General features: G+C 72.9%; 16 protein-coding genes and 1 tRNA gene. 13 read left to right on the forward strand and 4 right to left on the reverse strand.

What is annotated here, in order from left to right:
• Together STRAU_RS04585 and STRAU_RS04590 are read left to right on the forward strand one after the other, a co-directional pair.
• A partial coding sequence (locus STRAU_RS04585) for a S1C family serine protease (protein WP_037657543.1) occupies window positions 1–1081 on the forward strand: 1081 nt, incomplete at its 5' end.
• A gap of 50 nt (window positions 1082–1131) precedes the next feature.
• A tRNA-Ser gene (locus STRAU_RS04590) sits at window positions 1132–1216 on the forward strand.
• A 49-nt stretch (window positions 1217–1265) separates the two neighbouring features.
• Here the strand turns inward: STRAU_RS04590 and STRAU_RS04595 are convergent.
• Window positions 1266–1577: a hypothetical protein gene (locus STRAU_RS04595; protein ID WP_106967810.1), complete on the reverse strand. Its 312-nt coding sequence runs from the start codon at window positions 1575–1577 to the stop codon at window positions 1266–1268.
• A 218-nt stretch (window positions 1578–1795) separates the two neighbouring features.
• On the opposite strand from STRAU_RS04595, the gene STRAU_RS04600 reads away from it, so the two are divergent.
• Window positions 1796–2026 (forward strand): hypothetical protein, encoded by a 231-nt coding sequence (locus STRAU_RS04600; protein ID WP_016639073.1) that lies wholly within the window; start codon window positions 1796–1798, stop codon window positions 2024–2026.
• 57 nt (window positions 2027–2083) lie between these two features.
• On the opposite strand, the gene STRAU_RS04605 is transcribed toward STRAU_RS04600, so the two are convergent.
• A complete protein-coding gene (locus STRAU_RS04605; protein ID WP_016639074.1) occupies window positions 2084–3016 on the reverse strand; it encodes a bifunctional DNA primase/polymerase in 933 nt (310 codons plus the stop codon).
• A gap of 488 nt (window positions 3017–3504) precedes the next feature.
• Here STRAU_RS04605 and STRAU_RS04610 point away from each other — a divergent pair, with 488 nt between their 5' ends.
• The 9 genes from STRAU_RS04610 (at window position 3505) to STRAU_RS04650 (ending at window position 12646) form a co-directional block, all read left to right on the forward strand.
• Window positions 3505–3816: a hypothetical protein gene (locus STRAU_RS04610; protein ID WP_037657545.1), complete on the forward strand. Its 312-nt coding sequence runs from the start codon at window positions 3505–3507 to the stop codon at window positions 3814–3816.
• Between the two features lie 194 nt (window positions 3817–4010).
• Window positions 4011–5273, forward strand: a complete 1263-nt coding sequence (locus STRAU_RS04615) for an acyl-CoA dehydrogenase family protein (protein WP_016639076.1) — start codon at window positions 4011–4013, stop codon at window positions 5271–5273.
• Window positions 5270–6268 (forward strand): bifunctional MaoC family dehydratase N-terminal/OB-fold nucleic acid binding domain-containing protein, encoded by a 999-nt coding sequence (locus STRAU_RS04620; RefSeq protein ID WP_016639077.1) that lies wholly within the window; start codon window positions 5270–5272, stop codon window positions 6266–6268. Before STRAU_RS04615 ends, STRAU_RS04620 begins: the two co-directional genes overlap by 4 nt.
• Before the next feature lies 1 nt (window position 6269).
• Complete coding sequence (locus STRAU_RS04625) at window positions 6270–7313, forward strand: acyl-CoA dehydrogenase family protein (RefSeq protein WP_016639078.1); 1044 nt, start codon at window positions 6270–6272, stop codon at window positions 7311–7313.
• Window positions 7310–7804, forward strand: a complete 495-nt coding sequence (locus tag STRAU_RS04630; RefSeq protein ID WP_037657547.1) for a MaoC/PaaZ C-terminal domain-containing protein — start codon at window positions 7310–7312, stop codon at window positions 7802–7804. Before STRAU_RS04625 ends, STRAU_RS04630 begins: the two co-directional genes overlap by 4 nt.
• A complete protein-coding gene (locus STRAU_RS04635; protein WP_016639080.1) occupies window positions 7801–8967 on the forward strand; it encodes a lipid-transfer protein in 1167 nt (388 codons plus the stop codon). Before STRAU_RS04630 ends, STRAU_RS04635 begins: the two co-directional genes overlap by 4 nt.
• Window positions 8968–9018: 51 nt before the next feature.
• Complete coding sequence (locus STRAU_RS04640; protein ID WP_078620964.1) at window positions 9019–9957, forward strand: DUF1906 domain-containing protein; 939 nt, start codon at window positions 9019–9021, stop codon at window positions 9955–9957.
• A gap of 279 nt (window positions 9958–10236) precedes the next feature.
• Window positions 10237–10800, forward strand: coding sequence for a SigE family RNA polymerase sigma factor (locus STRAU_RS04645; protein WP_016639082.1), 564 nt, complete (start codon window positions 10237–10239; stop codon window positions 10798–10800).
• Between the two features lie 196 nt (window positions 10801–10996).
• Complete coding sequence (locus tag STRAU_RS04650; RefSeq protein ID WP_016639083.1) at window positions 10997–12646, forward strand: long-chain fatty acid--CoA ligase; 1650 nt, start codon at window positions 10997–10999, stop codon at window positions 12644–12646.
• A 121-nt stretch (window positions 12647–12767) separates the two neighbouring features.
• Here STRAU_RS04650 and STRAU_RS04655 read toward each other — a convergent pair whose 3' ends face one another.
• Window positions 12768–14033, reverse strand: coding sequence for an MFS transporter (locus STRAU_RS04655; protein ID WP_078620966.1), 1266 nt, complete (start codon window positions 14031–14033; stop codon window positions 12768–12770).
• Window positions 14034–14162: 129 nt separating this feature from the next.
• Between STRAU_RS04655 and STRAU_RS04660 the strand changes: the two genes are divergently transcribed.
• Entirely contained in the window at window positions 14163–14750 is a 588-nt protein-coding gene (locus tag STRAU_RS04660) for a TetR/AcrR family transcriptional regulator (protein ID WP_016639085.1), read from the forward strand.
• Between the two features lie 12 nt (window positions 14751–14762).
• Here STRAU_RS04660 and STRAU_RS04665 read toward each other — a convergent pair.
• On the reverse strand, window positions 14763–16180 hold a 1418-nt coding region (locus STRAU_RS04665; RefSeq protein ID WP_052028958.1), incomplete at its 5' end, for a response regulator.

Genomic DNA, 16180 nt, shown 5'->3' on the forward strand with positions numbered 1-16180 from the left:
CTGGGCGGGCGGCGTCGGCGGCGGCCTCGGCTTCTGGGCGGCGGACCGCGAGGAGGACAGCGGCACGGACTCGACGACGGTCTCCGCGTCGGACTCCCCGGCCGACCTCAAGCGCCAGCCCGGCTCGGTGGCGGACATCGCGAACAAGGCGCTGCCGAGCGTCGTCACCATCGAGGCCCAGAGCGGCAGCGGCGAGGGCGGCACGGGCACCGGCTTCGTGTACGACGAGCAGGGCCACATCATGACCAACAACCACGTGGTGGCGTCCGCGGCCCAGGGCGGCAAGCTGTCGGCGACGTTCTCGAACGGCAAGAAGTACGACGCCGAGGTGGTGGGCCGGGCCGAGGGCTATGACGTCGCGGTCATCAAGCTCAAGGACAAGCCGGCGGACCTGAAGCCGATCCCGCTCGCCGACTCCGACAAGGTGGCCGTCGGGGACTCCACGATCGCCATCGGCGCGCCCTTCGGCCTCTCCAACACGGTCACGACGGGCATCGTCAGCGCCAAGAACCGCCCGGTGACCTCCAGCGACGGCGGCAGCAGCAAGAGCTCGTACATGAGCGCGCTGCAGACCGACGCCTCCATCAACCCGGGCAACTCCGGCGGTCCGCTCCTGGACGCGCGCGGCGCGGTCATCGGCATCAACTCGGCGATCAAGCCCGCCGACAGCGGCGGGCTCGGAGGCGGCGGCCAGTCGGGCTCGATCGGCCTGGGCTTCGCGATCCCGGTGAACCAGGCGAAGAACGTCGGCCAGCAGCTGATCAAGACGGGCGAGGCGACGTATCCGGTCATCGGCGCGTCGGTCTCCCTGGCGGACACGTCGGACGGCGCGACCATCTCCGACCGCGCGGCGGGCGGCTCCGGCGCGGCGGTGGAGCCGGACGGCCCCGCGGACAAGGCGGGCCTCAAGTCCGGCGACGTCATCAAGAAGCTGGACGACATGGTCATCGACAGCGGCCCGACGCTGATCGGCCAGATCTGGACCCACAAGCCCGGCGACACCGTCAAGATCACCTACGAACGCGACGGCAAGGAGCGCACGGCCGACGTGGTCCTGGGCGCACGCAAGGGCGACGGCTGACCCGCTACTCTTGACCCCGCGCCGCCGCCGCACACCGGCCGCGGGCGCGGGGTGGGTTGCCCGAGCGGCCTAAGGGAACGGTCTTGAAAACCGTCGTGGTTCACGCCACCGTGGGTTCAAATCCCACACCCACCGCGGTAACTGGCCATAGGGCCTGATGAGGCGGGGTGACCGGAGCTTTCGGTCACCCCGCCTCTGCCGTGAGGACTGCGAGTTGGCGCAGCCGTCGGAAGTACCGGAGCTCTTCTGTGTCCGTGAGGAGGGGCAGGACCTTCTCGAGGGCGGCGATGCGGCGGTACAGGACCTGGTGGCGCCGCGCATCGAGGGATCCGCCGTTGCCCCGCCACGTGCTCACGCAGCCGGCGACGTCCGCGTCGAGCATCACCAGGTCGTGGCCCGCCAGTTCGGCGCCGCGCGATCCCGCCGGGAAGGTGGCGGCCAGGTGCTCCTGCCACAGCCGGTCCACGACGGCTTCGTACTCGCTCTCTCCGCGCATGGGGATCATCCTCCTGCACTCGCCCGTGAGCCCCGCCGGTGCGGTCGGGCGGCGTTGCCCTGGGCCGCTCGGGTGAGGGGGCGGTACCTCCGGGGGGCGGGGGCGGGTTAAGGGTGCGGCAGGGCGTTGGGTGCCGGCCGCGCAGGCCGGGTGCCCCGGAGGTGCGAGCGTCGTGCTCCGTTGTGCGTGCTGCCGGAACTGGAAGGGGAGCTTCGGGCATGAGGATCGTTGAGGCTGTCGTGGGCGCGGTGGGTTCGGTGGGGGCCGTCGGCGCGGTCATGGTGCTGGGGGCCGCGGCGCCCGCCGCGGCCGCGGAGGAGTCGTCGGGGGACCGGCCGTCCGTCACCTCGCTGGTCGCGCAGGAATCGTTCGACGGGGTTCCCGGGCGGGGGATCGTCGACGGTTCGGTGGCACGTTCGCTGCCGATCGATGGGCTGCCGGTCCCCTAGGGGTTCGGCTCGGCCGCACGGCCCCACGTCCGCACGCCTGCCCATCCAGCGAAGCGCTCAGTCGTGGCCCGTCAGTCGCGCCGCCGACGCGATGGTCGACCGGGCCTCGCGGAGGGTGAGGCCCACGCGGAGTGCCGCGTCCGTGAGGGGGCCGGTGAGGGACTCGCCGAGGCCGTTCTCGTAGGCGCGGCACGCCGCCCAGAACAGGCGGGTGTTGCGCTGCCCCTCGTGCGCCGCGAGGACGAACTGGACCAGGCCCTGGCCCTGTTGGGCAGCCGGCGGGCCGTCCGCTCGCGGGGTCGCGGCCCTGCGGCGCGGTGACGGCGCGAGCAGGCGCAGGAGCGCGGGCGGGCATGTGGCCGGCGGGAGGTGGCCCGTGCCGGGCACCGTGCTGTAGACACCGTGTTCGGTACGGGAGCCCGGGCCGACCAGGTAGCCGCCCGCTCCCCGGATGTCGATCCCGGGGGCCAGGCGCCCCGCCGAGTTGGGCACCACCGTGTCGGGCGGCCCGGACAGCCAGATGTGGCGGCCGCCGCTCGGCGTCGTCACGACGACGGTGTCCGGGATGGTGAACAGGTGCCGCAGCGCCAGCTCGCGCAGCGCGGCCGGGGCGTCGGCACCGGACTTGGTGTCCAGGTCGATGCCGATCAGGTGGTACGGGGCGAGGCCGCACGCGATGCCGTAGCCGGAGGCCCAGGGCGCGGCGGCGAACAGTTCACGGATGCGCAGCGGATCGGTCGACGCGTCGTACACACCGTGCCCCATGCGGCCGCACTCGCCCCGGCACGCCGACGGCTGCGGGTCATCGTGGTGCGGGGAGCGCAGCGCCGGGAGCTTGGTCCGGGAGAGCGGGATGACGGCGAGGCCGCGCTCGGCGGCGGACAGGGCGTGGGCGAGCGCGAGCGTGGCGGTGTGCCGGTCGGCGGTGGAGCGGTGGTCCGCCGGGGGGCGTCCCCGCGCGCGCCCTTCGGGTGCCGGGCCGGGAGTCATGGGGGCCTGGTCCGGGGCGCGCTCAGGGCTGGGGGCAGGGGTGTGGTGAGGGGTGTGATCAGGGCCGGGGTCAGGGGTGTTGCGGTCTGCGGCATGGCGGTCGATGGGGGCCATGACTTCATTTTCGTACAAGCGTTCGAAGAAAGAAAGGGGGGTGGCCCGGGGTGGCGCGTCGTACGCGGACGGCGCCCCCTGACTTCGGGTGCGTGCCGGAACGCTTCAGCCCGTGCGGCGCCTGGGCCGGGCCGCCGGAACGGCGCCGAGCCGGGACGCTGCGGATGCAAAGCGTGTTTATCGACATGTCCTCACGCTTGCGGGGGAATCGTGTCTTCCGGGGTGGTTCCGAGGGGATTCGGTGGGCAACTCTGAACTCGCGACGTCGTGCAGATCCAGAACCGAGGCGGTCGGCCAACCGCCTTGGAGCAAGAGCTACTTGAGGCGCTTCCGGCTTCCCGCCGGTGCGTGACTCCCCGTCCTGGAGGAAAAACATGGCAAGCATCCGTACCGCCCGCGCCCTCGCTGCTGTCGCGGCTCTGCCCCTCGCCGCCGCGCTCTTCTCCGGTGTTGCGATGGCCGACAACGGTTCGTTCGCGGACGACGGATCCAACGCGGGTGTGGCTACGGTCACCGGCAGCGGCGTCGGCGACGACAACAGCGGCAACTCGTCCACCACGCAGCAGCAGGCGGTCGGCAACGGCGCCTCGAACCAGAGCAACACGGCCCAGGTGAACGGTTCCGCGTTCACGGAGATCGAGCAGTCGAACGCCAACGTCGCTGTGAACTTCAGCGAACTGTGGTGAGCCCGGGCCTCGCCGGGGAGTGATCCTCGGGGGCCTGCTCAGTGGGGTGATGTGACGGCTGCGCGGCGGTGCCTGGGGCACTGCCGCGCAGCTGTGTTCGAGCTGGGTCCTGCCACCTCCGGGGCCTTGACGCCGGTTCTGTTTCTGACGGACAGTCAGAAACCCTGCCGGTACGAGACGGAGAGGCCGCCCCCGTGCACCTCGCCCCCACCGAACGCCAGCACCGCCTGCGCGCCGAGCTGCGCGCGTACTTCCGCGCACTGCTGCCCGACGGCCCGCCCGCGAGCGACGACCCGGCCGCGCAGCGCCGGATCCTGCGGCGCATCGGCGCCGACGGGCTGCTCGGCCTCGGCTGGCCCGTCGCGTACGGCGGCCAGGGGCGCGGCCCGGACGAGCAGTTCGTGTTCTTCGACGAGGCGTACCGCGTGGGCGCTCCCGTGTCGATGGTCACCCTGAACACCGTCGGGCCGACCCTCATGAAGTACGGGACCGAGGAACAGAAGGCCGCCCTCCTGCCCGGCATCCTGCGCGGGGAAACCGTCTTCGCGATCGGTTACAGCGAGCCGTCCGCGGGCACGGACCTGGCCTCGCTGCGGACGCGGGCGGTACGCCAGGCGGGGGCGCGGGCATCGGCTCCCGAGGCCGGTCCTGTCGGCGACTGGCTGATCGACGGGCAGAAGATCTTCACCTCCAACGCCCAGAACGCCGACTGGATCTGGCTCGCCTGCCGCACCGACCCGGACGCGCCCAAGCACCGGGGCATCTCCGTCCTCCTCGTGCCGACCGACTCCCCCGGCTTCTCCTGGACCCCGATCGAGACCGTCGGCGGCCTGACCACGACAGCGACGTACTACGACGGCGTGCGCGTGCCCGCGGGAAACCTCGTCGGCGAGGAGAACGGCGGCTGGGGCCTCATCACCGAGCAGCTCAACCACGAGCGGGTCGCGCTCGCCGCGATCGGCATGCAGGCCGAGGACTTCTACGCGGCCGCGCGCACCGCCGCGTGCTCACCCGATCCGGTGACCGGCGAACGTCGGATTGACGCTCCGTGGATCCGTTTGAAACTGGCCGAGGCGCATGCCCGGCTCGCGGCAACGCGCCTGCTCAACTGGCGTTTGGTGGGGGATGTGGGGGCCGGCCGGCTGGCCCCCGGGGACGCGAGCGGCGTGAAGTTCGTGGGAACCGAATCGGCGGTCGAGGTGTACCGAATATGTCAGGAGATCGCGGGGGACGCGGGCCTCGTCCGGGCCGGGTCACCGGGATCCCTGGCACTGGGGGCGGCATCGGAGCGGGGGGCGGGACCGGGGCGGGAATCGGGGCCGGGGGCGGCCGGGGACGGGGAGCTGGAGCGCATGAACAGGGCGGCGCAGATCAACACCTTCGGGGGCGGGGTGAGCGAGGTGCAGCGGGAGATCGTGGCGACGATGCGGCTCGGGATGCGGAGGGGGCGGCGATGACGGGCGGGGCACCGGAGAAGGACGAGCTGTACGAGAAGTTGAAGGCGTACGAGGGCAGAGCCGCCGCCGTGGCGGGGCGCGGCAAGGACCTGGTGAACGAGCCGATGATCAGGCACTGGTGCGAGGCGATGGGGGATACGGACGCGGCGTACACCGGGCCGGAGGCCGTCGCGCCACCCACCATGCTCCAGGTGTGGACGATGGGCGGCCTCTCGGGCCACACCGACCGCTCGGAGGCGTACGACGAGTTGTTCGCCCTGCTCGACGACGCCGGGTATGCCTCGGTCGTGGCGACCGACTGCGAGCAGGAGTATCTGCGACCGCTGCGCCCCGGGGAGGAGATCACCTTCGACGCGGTGATCGAATCGGTCTCCGAGCGCAAGACGACCAAGCTCGGCACCGGCTATTTCGTGACGACGCGGATGGACGTCCGCGCGGACGGCGAACCGGCCGGGACGCACCGCTTCCGAATCCTCAAGTTCGCCCCCGCGCGGCGGAAGCCGAAGGAGGCGGCCCCCACCGACCGGAGCAGGCAGCCAAGGCCCACGGCCAAGAGGCCGAGGCCCGTGATCAACAGGGACAACGCGGGGTTCTGGGACGGCGTGGCCCGGCACCGGCTGCTCATCCAGCGCTGCGGCGACTGCGCCCGCCCGCGCTTCCCCTGGCTGCCGGGCTGCAACGCCTGCGGCTCACCGGAGTGGGACACGGTGGAGGCGAGCGGAGAGGGCACGGTCTATTCGTACGTCGTGATGCACCACCCGCCGTTCCCGGCGTTCACCGAGCCGTATCGGGCGGACGAGGGGGCGGGACCGTACGCGGTGGTGCTCGTCGAACTGGCGGAAGGCGTGCGCATCCTCAGCCAGGTGGTGGGCGTGCCGCACGACGAGGTGCGGATCGGGATGCCGGTGCGGCTGGAGTTCCGGCGGGTCGACGAGGAGTTGGAGCTGCCGATGTTCCGGCCGGTCGCCGCCGGTGTCCCAGGGGGTGTGCGCTGACATGGACTTCACGCCCACACCCGAACAGGCGGCAGCCCGTGATCTGGCCGCGCGGATCTTCGGCGACCTGTCCACACCCGAGCGGCTCGCGGCGGCGGGCACCGGGACGGACGCCGAGCTGTGGAAGGCGCTGTGCGCGGCGGGCCTGCCGGGGGCGGTGGAGGAGGTCGGCCTGCTCGGCCTGGTGCTGCTGCTGGAGGAGCAGGGCCGGACGACGGCCCAGGTGCCGTTCGCGGCGACCTGTGTGTACGGCCTGCTGGCCGTGACGGCGCACGGCTCGGCGGACCAGCGGGCGGAGCTGCTGCCGGGGCTGCGGGACGGGTCGGAAGTGGCGACGGGGGCGTTCCCCGCGCGCGGGAGCCAGTTGCGGGCCGAGGGCGGTCGGCTGAGCGGGGCGGTGCCCTGGGTGCCGTGGCTGCGGGACGCCACATTCGTCCTGGTGGCGACGGCGGACCACAGCCTGTGGCTGGTCCGCGCGGCCGACGTGACCTGCGATCCGGTCGAGCTGACGGCGCCGTGGCGGGCGGGCCGGCTGGAGCTGGACGGGGTGCGGGCGCAGCGGCTGGGGGGCGGTGCTCGGCCCGGCGCCGCCTACGACGACGTACTGGCCACGGCCCGTACGGCCTTCGCGGGGCTGCAGGCCGGGGTCTGCGCGGGATCGCTGGCCCGGGCCGTCGCGTACACGAACGAGCGGGAGCAGTTCGGCCGCCCGCTCGCCGCCAAGCAGGCGGTCCAACTCCGCGCGGCGGAGGCGTACATGGACACGGAGGCGATCCGCGTCACGGCGTACGAGGCTGCCTGGCGCCGTGACCAGGGCCTGCCGTACGGCACGCACGCGCTGACCACCGCGTGGTGGGCGTCGGAGGCGGGCCGCCGCGTGGTGCACGCGGGCCAGCATCTGCACGGCGGCATGGGCGCCGACGTCGAGTATCCGGTGCACCGGCACTTCCTGTGGGGCCGCCAGCTGGACGCGTATCTGGGGTGCGGCGGCGAAGTCCTGGCCGAACTGGGCGATTTGATCGCGACGGAGGAGGAGTCCGCATGAGCAGCAGTACCGCAGTGCTCCGGCCGGGGGACACCCTCCCGCCCCTGGAGATCCCGGTCACCCGCACCCTGATCGTCGCCGGGGCCATCGCCTCGCGGGACTACCAGGACGTGCACCACGACGCGGAGCTCGCCAAGGAGAAGGGCTCCCCCGACATCTTCATGAACATCCTCACGACGAACGGCCTGGTGGGGCGGTACATAACGGATCGGCTCGGCCCGGGCGCCACCCTCCGGAGGGTGGCGATCCGGCTGGGAGCGCCCAACTATCCCGGGGACACGATGACGTTGACGGGGACGATCGAGCACGTCGAGCAGTCCGAGCAGGCCGAGCAGGCCGAGCAGGCCGGTCGGGCCGGTCGGGCCGGTCGGGCCGAGCCCGGCGGAGGCGCGGTGACAGTCACCGTCGGGGTCGTCGGCGCCAACGGCATCGGCAAGCACGTGACCGGCACCGTCACGGTCACGGTGCCCGTGCGGGGAGGCCGCGTATGAGCGTACGAAGCAAGGACCGCCTGGGCGGCCGAGCGGCGATCGCCGGGATCGGGGCGACGGAGTTCTCCAAGGACTCCGGCCGCAGCGAGCTGAAGCTGGCCGTGGAGGCGGTGCGGTCCGCCCTGGACGACGCGGGCCTGCGCCCGGCCGACGTGGACGGCCTGGTCACGTTCACCATGGACACCAGCCCGGAGATCACGGTGGCCCAGGCCGCGGGCATGGGCGAGCTGTCCTTCTTCTCCCGCGTGCACTACGGCGGCGGCGCGGCCTGCGCGACCCTGCAGCAGGCGGCGCTCGCGGTGGCGACCGGGGTGGCCGAAGTGGTCGTCTGCTACCGCGCGTTCAACGAGCGGTCCGGCCGCCGCTTCGGCTCCGGGGTGCAACGCCGCGAGCCGTCGGCGGAGGGCGCGGCGCTCGGCTGGTCGCTGCCGTTCGGGCTGCTCACGCCCGCGTCCTGGGTGGCGATGGCGGCCCAGCGCTATCTGTACGCGTACGGACTGACACCGGAGGTGTTCGGCCATGTGTCGGTCACCGACCGGAAGTACGCGGCGACGAACCCGGCCGCCTACTTCTACGGCAAGCCCATCACCCTGGAGGACCACGCCGCCTCGCGGTGGATCGTCGAGCCGCTGCGGCTCCTGGACTGCTGCCAGGAGACGGACGGCGGGCAGGCGGTCGTCGTGACGAGCGTGGAGCGGGCCCGCGACCTGCCGCACCCGCCCGCCGTGATCGCCGCCGCGGCCCAGGGCGCGGGCCGCGCGCAGGAGCAGATGACGAGCTTCTACCGCGACGACCTCACCGGACTGCCCGAAATGGGCGTCGTGGCACGGCAGTTGTGGCGCACGTCGGGGCTCACGCCCGACGACGTGGACGTGGGCATCCTCTATGACCACTTCACTCCGTTCGTGCTGATGCAGCTGGAGGAGTTCGGGTTCTGCGGCCCCGGCGAGGCGGCGGAGTTCGTCGCGAAGGAGCGGCTGCCGCTGAACACCCACGGCGGGCAGCTCGGGGAGGCGTATCTGCACGGGATGAACGGCGTGGCCGAGGCGGTCCGGCAGGTGCGGGGCACGGCGGTGAACCAGATACCGGGCGCCGCGCGCACCCTCGTCACGGCAGGCACCGGTGTCCCCACATCGGGGCTGATTCTGACGGCGGACGGCTGAACGCGGCGCGTCCCCACGCCCGGTGCCGGACCCGGCCCGTTCACTCGCCGTATGCGCCAACGAAAGCTGCTCTTGGGACTCGCCCTCGGCCTCGGCCTGGCCACCCTGGCGATGGACACGACCGCGCCATCGGGCGGCGGCCCTTCGCCCCGCACGGGCCTGGCCGCGGGCGTCGCCGCGCGGGCCGACCCGGGCTCCGACGCCGAGCCGGACCCGGACACCGATGCCGACCCGGACGCCTACGCCTACGCCGGCCCCGCCGCCTACGCCGACCCGAAGACCTATTACGGCCGCGGCTTCGACACCTGCCAGGCACCGTCCACCGATTCGATGCGGCGCTGGCTCGCGTCGGACTACGGCGCGGTGGGCGTGTACTTCGGCGGCCGCGGCCGGGCCTGCGCCGACCAGAAGCACCTGAGCCGGGGCTGGCTGCAGGAGGTCGACGAGATGGGCTGGGGGGTGCTTCCGGTGTACGTCGGCTCGCAGTCGCCGTGCGTCGTGGCACGCAACAAGCAGCACGTCCGCATCGGGAGCGACCCCTGGAAGCAGGGCACACGGGAGGGAGGCGACGCGGTCGAGAAGGCCCGGGGCCTGGGCATCGAGCCGGAGAGCCCGCTCTACCTGGACATGGAGTCGTACCGGCACGAGCGGAAGGGGTGCGCCCGTGACACGCTCTCCTTCGTCCGGGCCTGGAACCGCGAAGTGCGCAGCCACGGCTACGTACCGGGCTTCTACAGCAGCGCCAACTCCGGCGTACGGCACATGGACCAGGCCCGCCGGGCCGGGGTGCGGGACCTGCCGTCGGTGATGTGGTTCGCGCGCTGGCACACCTCCCCGGACCTGAACGGCGAGCCCGCGCTCGGCCGGAACGCCTGGCAGCCCAACCGGCGGATCCACCAGTACGCGGGCAACGTCACGGAGCGGCACGGCGGCCGGACGATCACGATCGACCGCAACCTGGTGGATGCTCCCGTGGCCACGCTGGACTAGCGGTTCCGCTGGTGCACGGGGCCGCGCCCGGGCGGTGCGGGCGCGCAGTTCCCCGCGCCCCTTCGGGGCGCTCCCGTACGCCGGGCTCGTACGCCCCCGGCTTTCCTACCCCGGCCGCCAGGCACTTTCGTACGCCTCAGGGTTGAACCCGCAAGGGTCGGCCCCACCTCCTCCACCTTCAGGAGGTGGGGCTGGCTCCCCTCGTACAACCTGAGGCGGACAACGCTTCGGGACCTGCGGCCGATCCGCTGATGTAGGGGTCGCTTCTAGCGTGGAGCCATGACCGCATCCATGGTGACCGTGTGCACCAGCGCATCGAAGGCCGCGACGCGGACCACGAGTCCTTCGGCCTACCCGTCGTTCGCCTCCTACGTCCGGGCGCGTCAGCCGGTGCTGCTGCGCACCGCCCGCTCGTTGACGGCGAACCCGAGCGATGCCGAGGACCTGCTGCAGACGGCGCTGACCAAGACGTATGTGGCCTGGGACCGGATCGAGGATCACCGCGCGCTCGACGGCTATGTCCGCCGGGCCCTGCTGAACACGCGTACGTCGCAGTGGCGCAAGCGCAAGGTCGACGAGTTCGCCTGCGACGAGCTGCCCGAGCCGGAGACCGTTCCGGCCGGCGACCCGGCCGAGCAGCAGGCGCTGCACGACGCGATGTGGCGCGCGATCATGAAGCTGCCGGCGCGGCAGCGGGCGATGGTCGTCCTGCGGTACTACGAGGATCTGAGCGAGGCCCAGACGGCCGAGGTGCTGGGGGTCTCCATCGGCACCGTGAAGAGCGCGGTGTCGCGGGCGCTCGGCAAGCTCCGTGAGGACCCGGAGCTGACGCCGGTCCGCTGAGCTCCCGCTCCGCGCCACCGGGCCCATGGCCTGACAGGGGCACGCCATCCTCTCCGCTCCGGTGCGGTCTTTTTCCCTCACGTGCTCCCGCAGTAGTGACATACCAAGCGGTATGCGGCAAGAATCTGGGGCTACTACCAGGTAGAGCGCCGGGAACGCCCGGACGCCTGTTGGCCGCGCCCACCGGGAGGATGCCGTGCTGAGCACCATGCAGGACGTACCGCTGACTGTGACCCGCATCCTCCAGCACGGGACCACCGTGCACGGGGACGCGCAGGTCATCACGTGGACCGGCGACACCGCCCCGCAGCGGCGCAGCTTCCGGGAGATCGGCGCGCGCGCCGCCCAGCTCGCCCACGCCCTGCGCGACGACCTCGGCGTCCGGGACGACGACCGCGTGGCGACGTTCATGTGGAACAACGCCGAACACGTCGAGGCGTACTTCGCCGTGCCCTGCATGGGCGCCGTCCTGCACACCCTCAATCTGCGGCTCCCCGCGGAACAGCTCACCTGGATCGTCGGCCACGCCGCCGACCGCGTCATCATCATCAACGGCTCGCTGCTCGGGCTGATCACGCCGCTGCTCGACCGCATGCCGACCGTCGAGCACCTGGTCGTCTCCGGACCCGGCGACCGCTCCCTCCTGGAGGGTGTCCGCCCCCGCGTCCACGAGTACGAGGACCTCATCGCGGGCAGGCCCACCGGCTACGACTGGCCCGAACTCGACGAACGCCGTGCCGCCGCCATGTGCTACACCTCCGGCACCACCGGTGACCCCAAGGGCGTCGTCTACTCCCACCGCTCCATCTACCTGCACTCCATGCAGGTCAACATGACCCAGTCGATGGGCCTCACGGACGCCGACCTCAGCCTCGTCGTCGTGCCGCAGTTCCATGTGAATGCCTGGGGGCTGCCGCACGCCACCTTCATGACCGGTGTCGGCATGCTGATGCCGGACCGCTTCCTGCAGCCCGCGCCGCTCGCCGAGATGATCGAGTCCGAGCGGCCGACGCACGCCGCGGCCGTGCCCACCATCTGGCAGGGACTGCTCGCCGAACTCACCGCCAAGCCCCGCGACGTCAGCTGTCTCGGCCAGGTCACCATCGGCGGCGCGGCCTGTCCGCCCTCCTTGATGGAGGCATTCGACGGGCTCGGCGTCCGTGTCTGCCACGCCTGGGGCATGACCGAGACGTCTCCGCTCGGCACGGTCGCGCGGCCGCCCGCCCACGTCCTCGGCACCGACGAGGAGCTCGCCTACCGCCTCACCCAGGGCCGCTTCCCCGCCGGCGTCGAGGGCCGCCTGGTCGGACCCGACGGCACCCACCTGCCCTGGGACGGCAAGTCCGCGGGCGAGCTCGAGGTGCGCGGCCCCTGGATCGCCGGCTCCTACTACGGCGGCGCGGGCGGCGAAGTCCTCAAGCCCGAGGACAAGTTCAGCCCCGACGGCTGGCTGCGGACCGGCGACGTGGGCGTCATCAGCGCCGACGGCTTCCTGACGCTCACCGACCGCGCGAAGGACGTCATCAAGTCCGGCGGCGAGTGGATCTCGTCCGTCGAGCTGGAGAACGCGCTGATGTGCCACCCGGACGTCGCCGAGGCCGCGGTCGTCGCCGTCCCCGACGTGAAGTGGGGTGAACGCCCCCTCGCCACCGTCGTCCTCAAGGAGGACGCCACCGCCGACTACGCGATTCTGCGCGACTTCCTCGCAGGCCGCGTCGCCAAGTGGCAGCTCCCGGAGCGCTGGGCACTCGTGCCTGCCGTCCCCAAGACGAGCGTCGGCAAGTTCGACAAGAAGGTGCTGCGCAGGCAGTACGCGGCGGGCGAGCTGGACGTGACGCAGCTCTGACGCGCGGGGCGGCGCCGGGCACGGGCGGTGAGGCGTACCCCGCCCGGCCCGCCCCACGCGTGATCCACCCGGCCCGCGCGACGCGTGCCACCCGGCCGGTGCTCCCCCGGCGCCCGGCACCTCACCGCCGTATTCGCCGTATTCGCAAGGACGAGGCGCCCCACCCCACGGCCAGGCAGCCCGCGGCCACCGCGCACACCCCGACCCAGCCCCCGTGGGTGAACGCCGCGCCCGCGAGGGCCGAGGCGAGGGCGCCGCCCGTGAAACCCGCCACCACATAGGCGGTGTTGGCGACCGCCGGGGTGGAGGTGGTGGTCAGGGCCAGCGTCTGGTTGGCGATGTGGCTGGCGACCAGCGCCGCGTGGACGGCGACCGCCGCCGCGCACAGCGCCCACAGCCGCTCGCCGCCCAGCCAGAACAACGGCACCGAGACCGCCGCGAGCCCATAGGCCGACGCCACCACCCTGGCCGCGCCGAACCGGTCCACGAGTCCGCCCGCGACGGGCGCCACCAGGCTGGCCGCCAGGCCGAAGAGCCCGAACAGGCCGGCCGCGCCGGTCGTCATGCCGTACCCGTCGCCGCCGTCGCCCGTGAGCAGCAGGGCGAGGGATGTCCACAGGGCGCTCCACGCCCCGTACATCCCGCCCTGGCGTATGCAGGCGCGCCGCAGCTCCGGTGACGCCTTGACGACGCGCGGGAGTTGGGCGAGGCCCGCGAACAGCGGGCCCGTGCGGCGGCGGTTCTCCTTGGGCAGGGCGGCCGCGGAGGCCAGACCGAGCACGGCCGTGAGCACGGCCGCGCCGAGGAAGACCGCGCGCCAGCCGAACGCCTGCCCGGCGAGGCCGCCGACGACCCGCGCCGCGACGATGCCGGTGAAGAGGCCCGCTATGACGGCCGCGACATGGCTGGCCCGGCGGTGTGCCGGGGCCCGCTCGGCGACGAGCGGCACGAGCAGTTGCGGGACGACCGTCGCGGCGGAGGCGACCAGGACGGCGGCGGCCAGCGCCGTGGTGCCGGTGGCGGCCGCGCCCAGGGTCAGTGCGGCCGTCGTGGCCAGGGAGAGGACCGCCACCAGCCGGCGGCGGTTCACGCGGTCGCCGAGCGGGGCGAAGAACAGCAGCCCGGCGGCGTACCCGAACTGGGCCACCGAGGCGATCCACGCGACGCCCGACGGTGTGGAGCCGAAGTCCTTGGCCATGAGGGGGAGCAGCGGCGCCGCGACGTAGATGTTCGCCGCCGTGACCGCCGTGCAGACGGCTATCAGCACGAGGAACAGGCGCGGGGGGAGACCGGCTTCCGGGCCGGGCGGGCCCGGACGCGCCGTCGACCTGATGGGTCCCGGCCGGTCCGTCAGGGCACCCGGCGGAGGTGGCGTCGCTGAAGTCATGGGCGGAAGGACCCTCCGTGCTCCGTCTTGCAACCAACTGGTTAGTTGCAAAAAGTCTGCGCCCATGACCCGGCGACTGTCAAGCAACTAAATGGTTGGTTGGACGGCAAAGTCGCTTACGCTGTTCCCATGGCAGTGAGAGACCCCGAGGCCACCAGGGCCCGGATCTTCGACGCGGCGGTCGCGGAGTTCGCCCGGTTCGGCATCGCGGGCGCCCGCATCGACCGCATCGCGGGCGAGGCAAAGGCTAACAAGCAGCTCATTTACGCCTATTACGGCAACAAGGCCGAGCTCTTCGCCCAGGTCCTGGAGAAGAAGATGCTCGATCTGGCCGTCAGCGTCCCCGTCGACGCCGACGACATGGACGGCTGGATGGACCGGCTGATCGAGTACCACGCCACCCACCCCGAGGTGCTGCGCCTGCTCTTCTGGGAGGGCATCGAGTACGGCGGCACCGAGGAGCTGCCGCACGAGTACGAGCGTCAGGCGCACTACGACAGCAAGGTCGCCGCCTTCGAGGAGGCCCAGGCGCGCGGCGTCATCACCGACGCGATCCCGGCGACCGACCTGCTGTTCATGCTGGTCGCGCTGGCAGGCTGGGCCTCGGCGGTGCCGCAGATGCGGCGCATCCTGGTGGGCGCCGGGGACGAGGACCGCGCCCGGCTGCGCGCGTCGGTCCGCGCCGCCGCCCGCCGCCTGACGGCACCGACCGATTGACCCTTCGGTACGTCAGTTCGTGCCGATCTTCGCCAGCAGATCCACGATCCGGCTCTGCACCTCGCCGCTCGTGGACCGCTCCGCGAGGAACAGCACGGTCTCGCCCGCGGCGAGCTTCGGCAGGTCGGTCTCGTCGACGGCCGCCGTGTAGACGACGAGCGGGGTGCGGTTCAACTGCCCGTTCGCGCGCAGCCAGTCGATGATCCCGGCACGCCGGCGGCGTACCTGGAGCAGGTCCATGACCACCAGGTTCGGCCGCATCTGGGCGGCGAGCGTGACCGCGTCCGCGTCGCTCTCGGCCCGGGCGACCTGCATCCCGCGCCGCTCCAGCGTCGCGGTCAGCGCGAGCGCGATCTCCTCGTGCTCCTCGATGAGCAGCACGCGCGGCGGATGCTGCTCGCTGTCGCGCGGCGCCAGGGCCTTCAGGAGTACGGCGGGGTCGGCGCCGTACGCCGCCTCGCGCGAAGCCTGGCCGAGTCCCGCCGTGACCAGGACCGGCACCTCGGCGGCGACCGCGGCCTGGCGCAGCGACTGCAGTGCCGTACGCGTGATCGGCCCGGTCAGCGGGTCCACGAAGAGGGCCGCCGGGAACGCGGCGATCTGCGCGTCGACCTCCTCGCGGGAGTGCACGATGACGGGACGGTAGCCGCGGTCGCTCAGGGCCTGCTGCGTGGTGACGTCCGGCGCGGGCCACACCAGGAGGCGGCGCGGGTTGTCCAGCGGCTCGGGCGGCAGTTCGTCGTCCATGGGCTGCGGTTGCGGCTGGTTCGACACCTCCACGGCGCCCCCGGGGCCGTCAAGGAGCTGCGGGCCCTCGTCGGCGTCCTCGTCCGGAGCGCCGATCGCGTACGCGCGCCCGGTGCCCTCGGTGGTCGGCGAAAGCCGGGGCTGCGGCTGCGTCTTGGCCGCCTGGGGCTGTGCCTGGGGGTGCGGGCGGGCCGCGTCCTGACGCTCGTCGGCGCCTGCCGCGGGCGCCGCGGGCGGCGTGGACAGCCGACGCCGACGGCCCGAACCTCCGGCGGAGGGCTGCGCCGGAGTCTGGGACGGGTCCGGCTGTGCGCCCTGCTGCGGCAACGGGTGTGCCTGCGGAGGCTGCTGGGGCCCCGGCGGCTGCGCCTGCGGCAGTTGCTGCTGTCCGCCCTGCGGCGGCTGCCCCGGCTGCTGGGCGGCGGCCTGGCGTCCGAACGGCACGCCCTGTCCGAGCGTTCGTACGCTGATGGCGCGCCCCTGCGTCGAGTTCGGGTCGACGGGAGCGGACTCGGCGGGCAGCGGCTGGGCGGCACGCGCGCGTGGGTCACGTTCCGGCGGCAGGGCGGCGCCGCGCGCGGGCGTCGGGACGCCCTGGGCGGACGCTCCCTCGCCGCCCGGGCCCGTCTGCGGGGGCACACCGGCGGCCGGGGCGCCGCCCGCAGACGTGCCCTGAACCGGCA

This window comes from Streptomyces aurantiacus JA 4570 (genome assembly GCF_000414115.1).
In the GTDB taxonomy this organism is placed as follows: domain Bacteria; phylum Actinomycetota; class Actinomycetes; order Streptomycetales; family Streptomycetaceae; genus Streptomyces; species Streptomyces aurantiacus_A.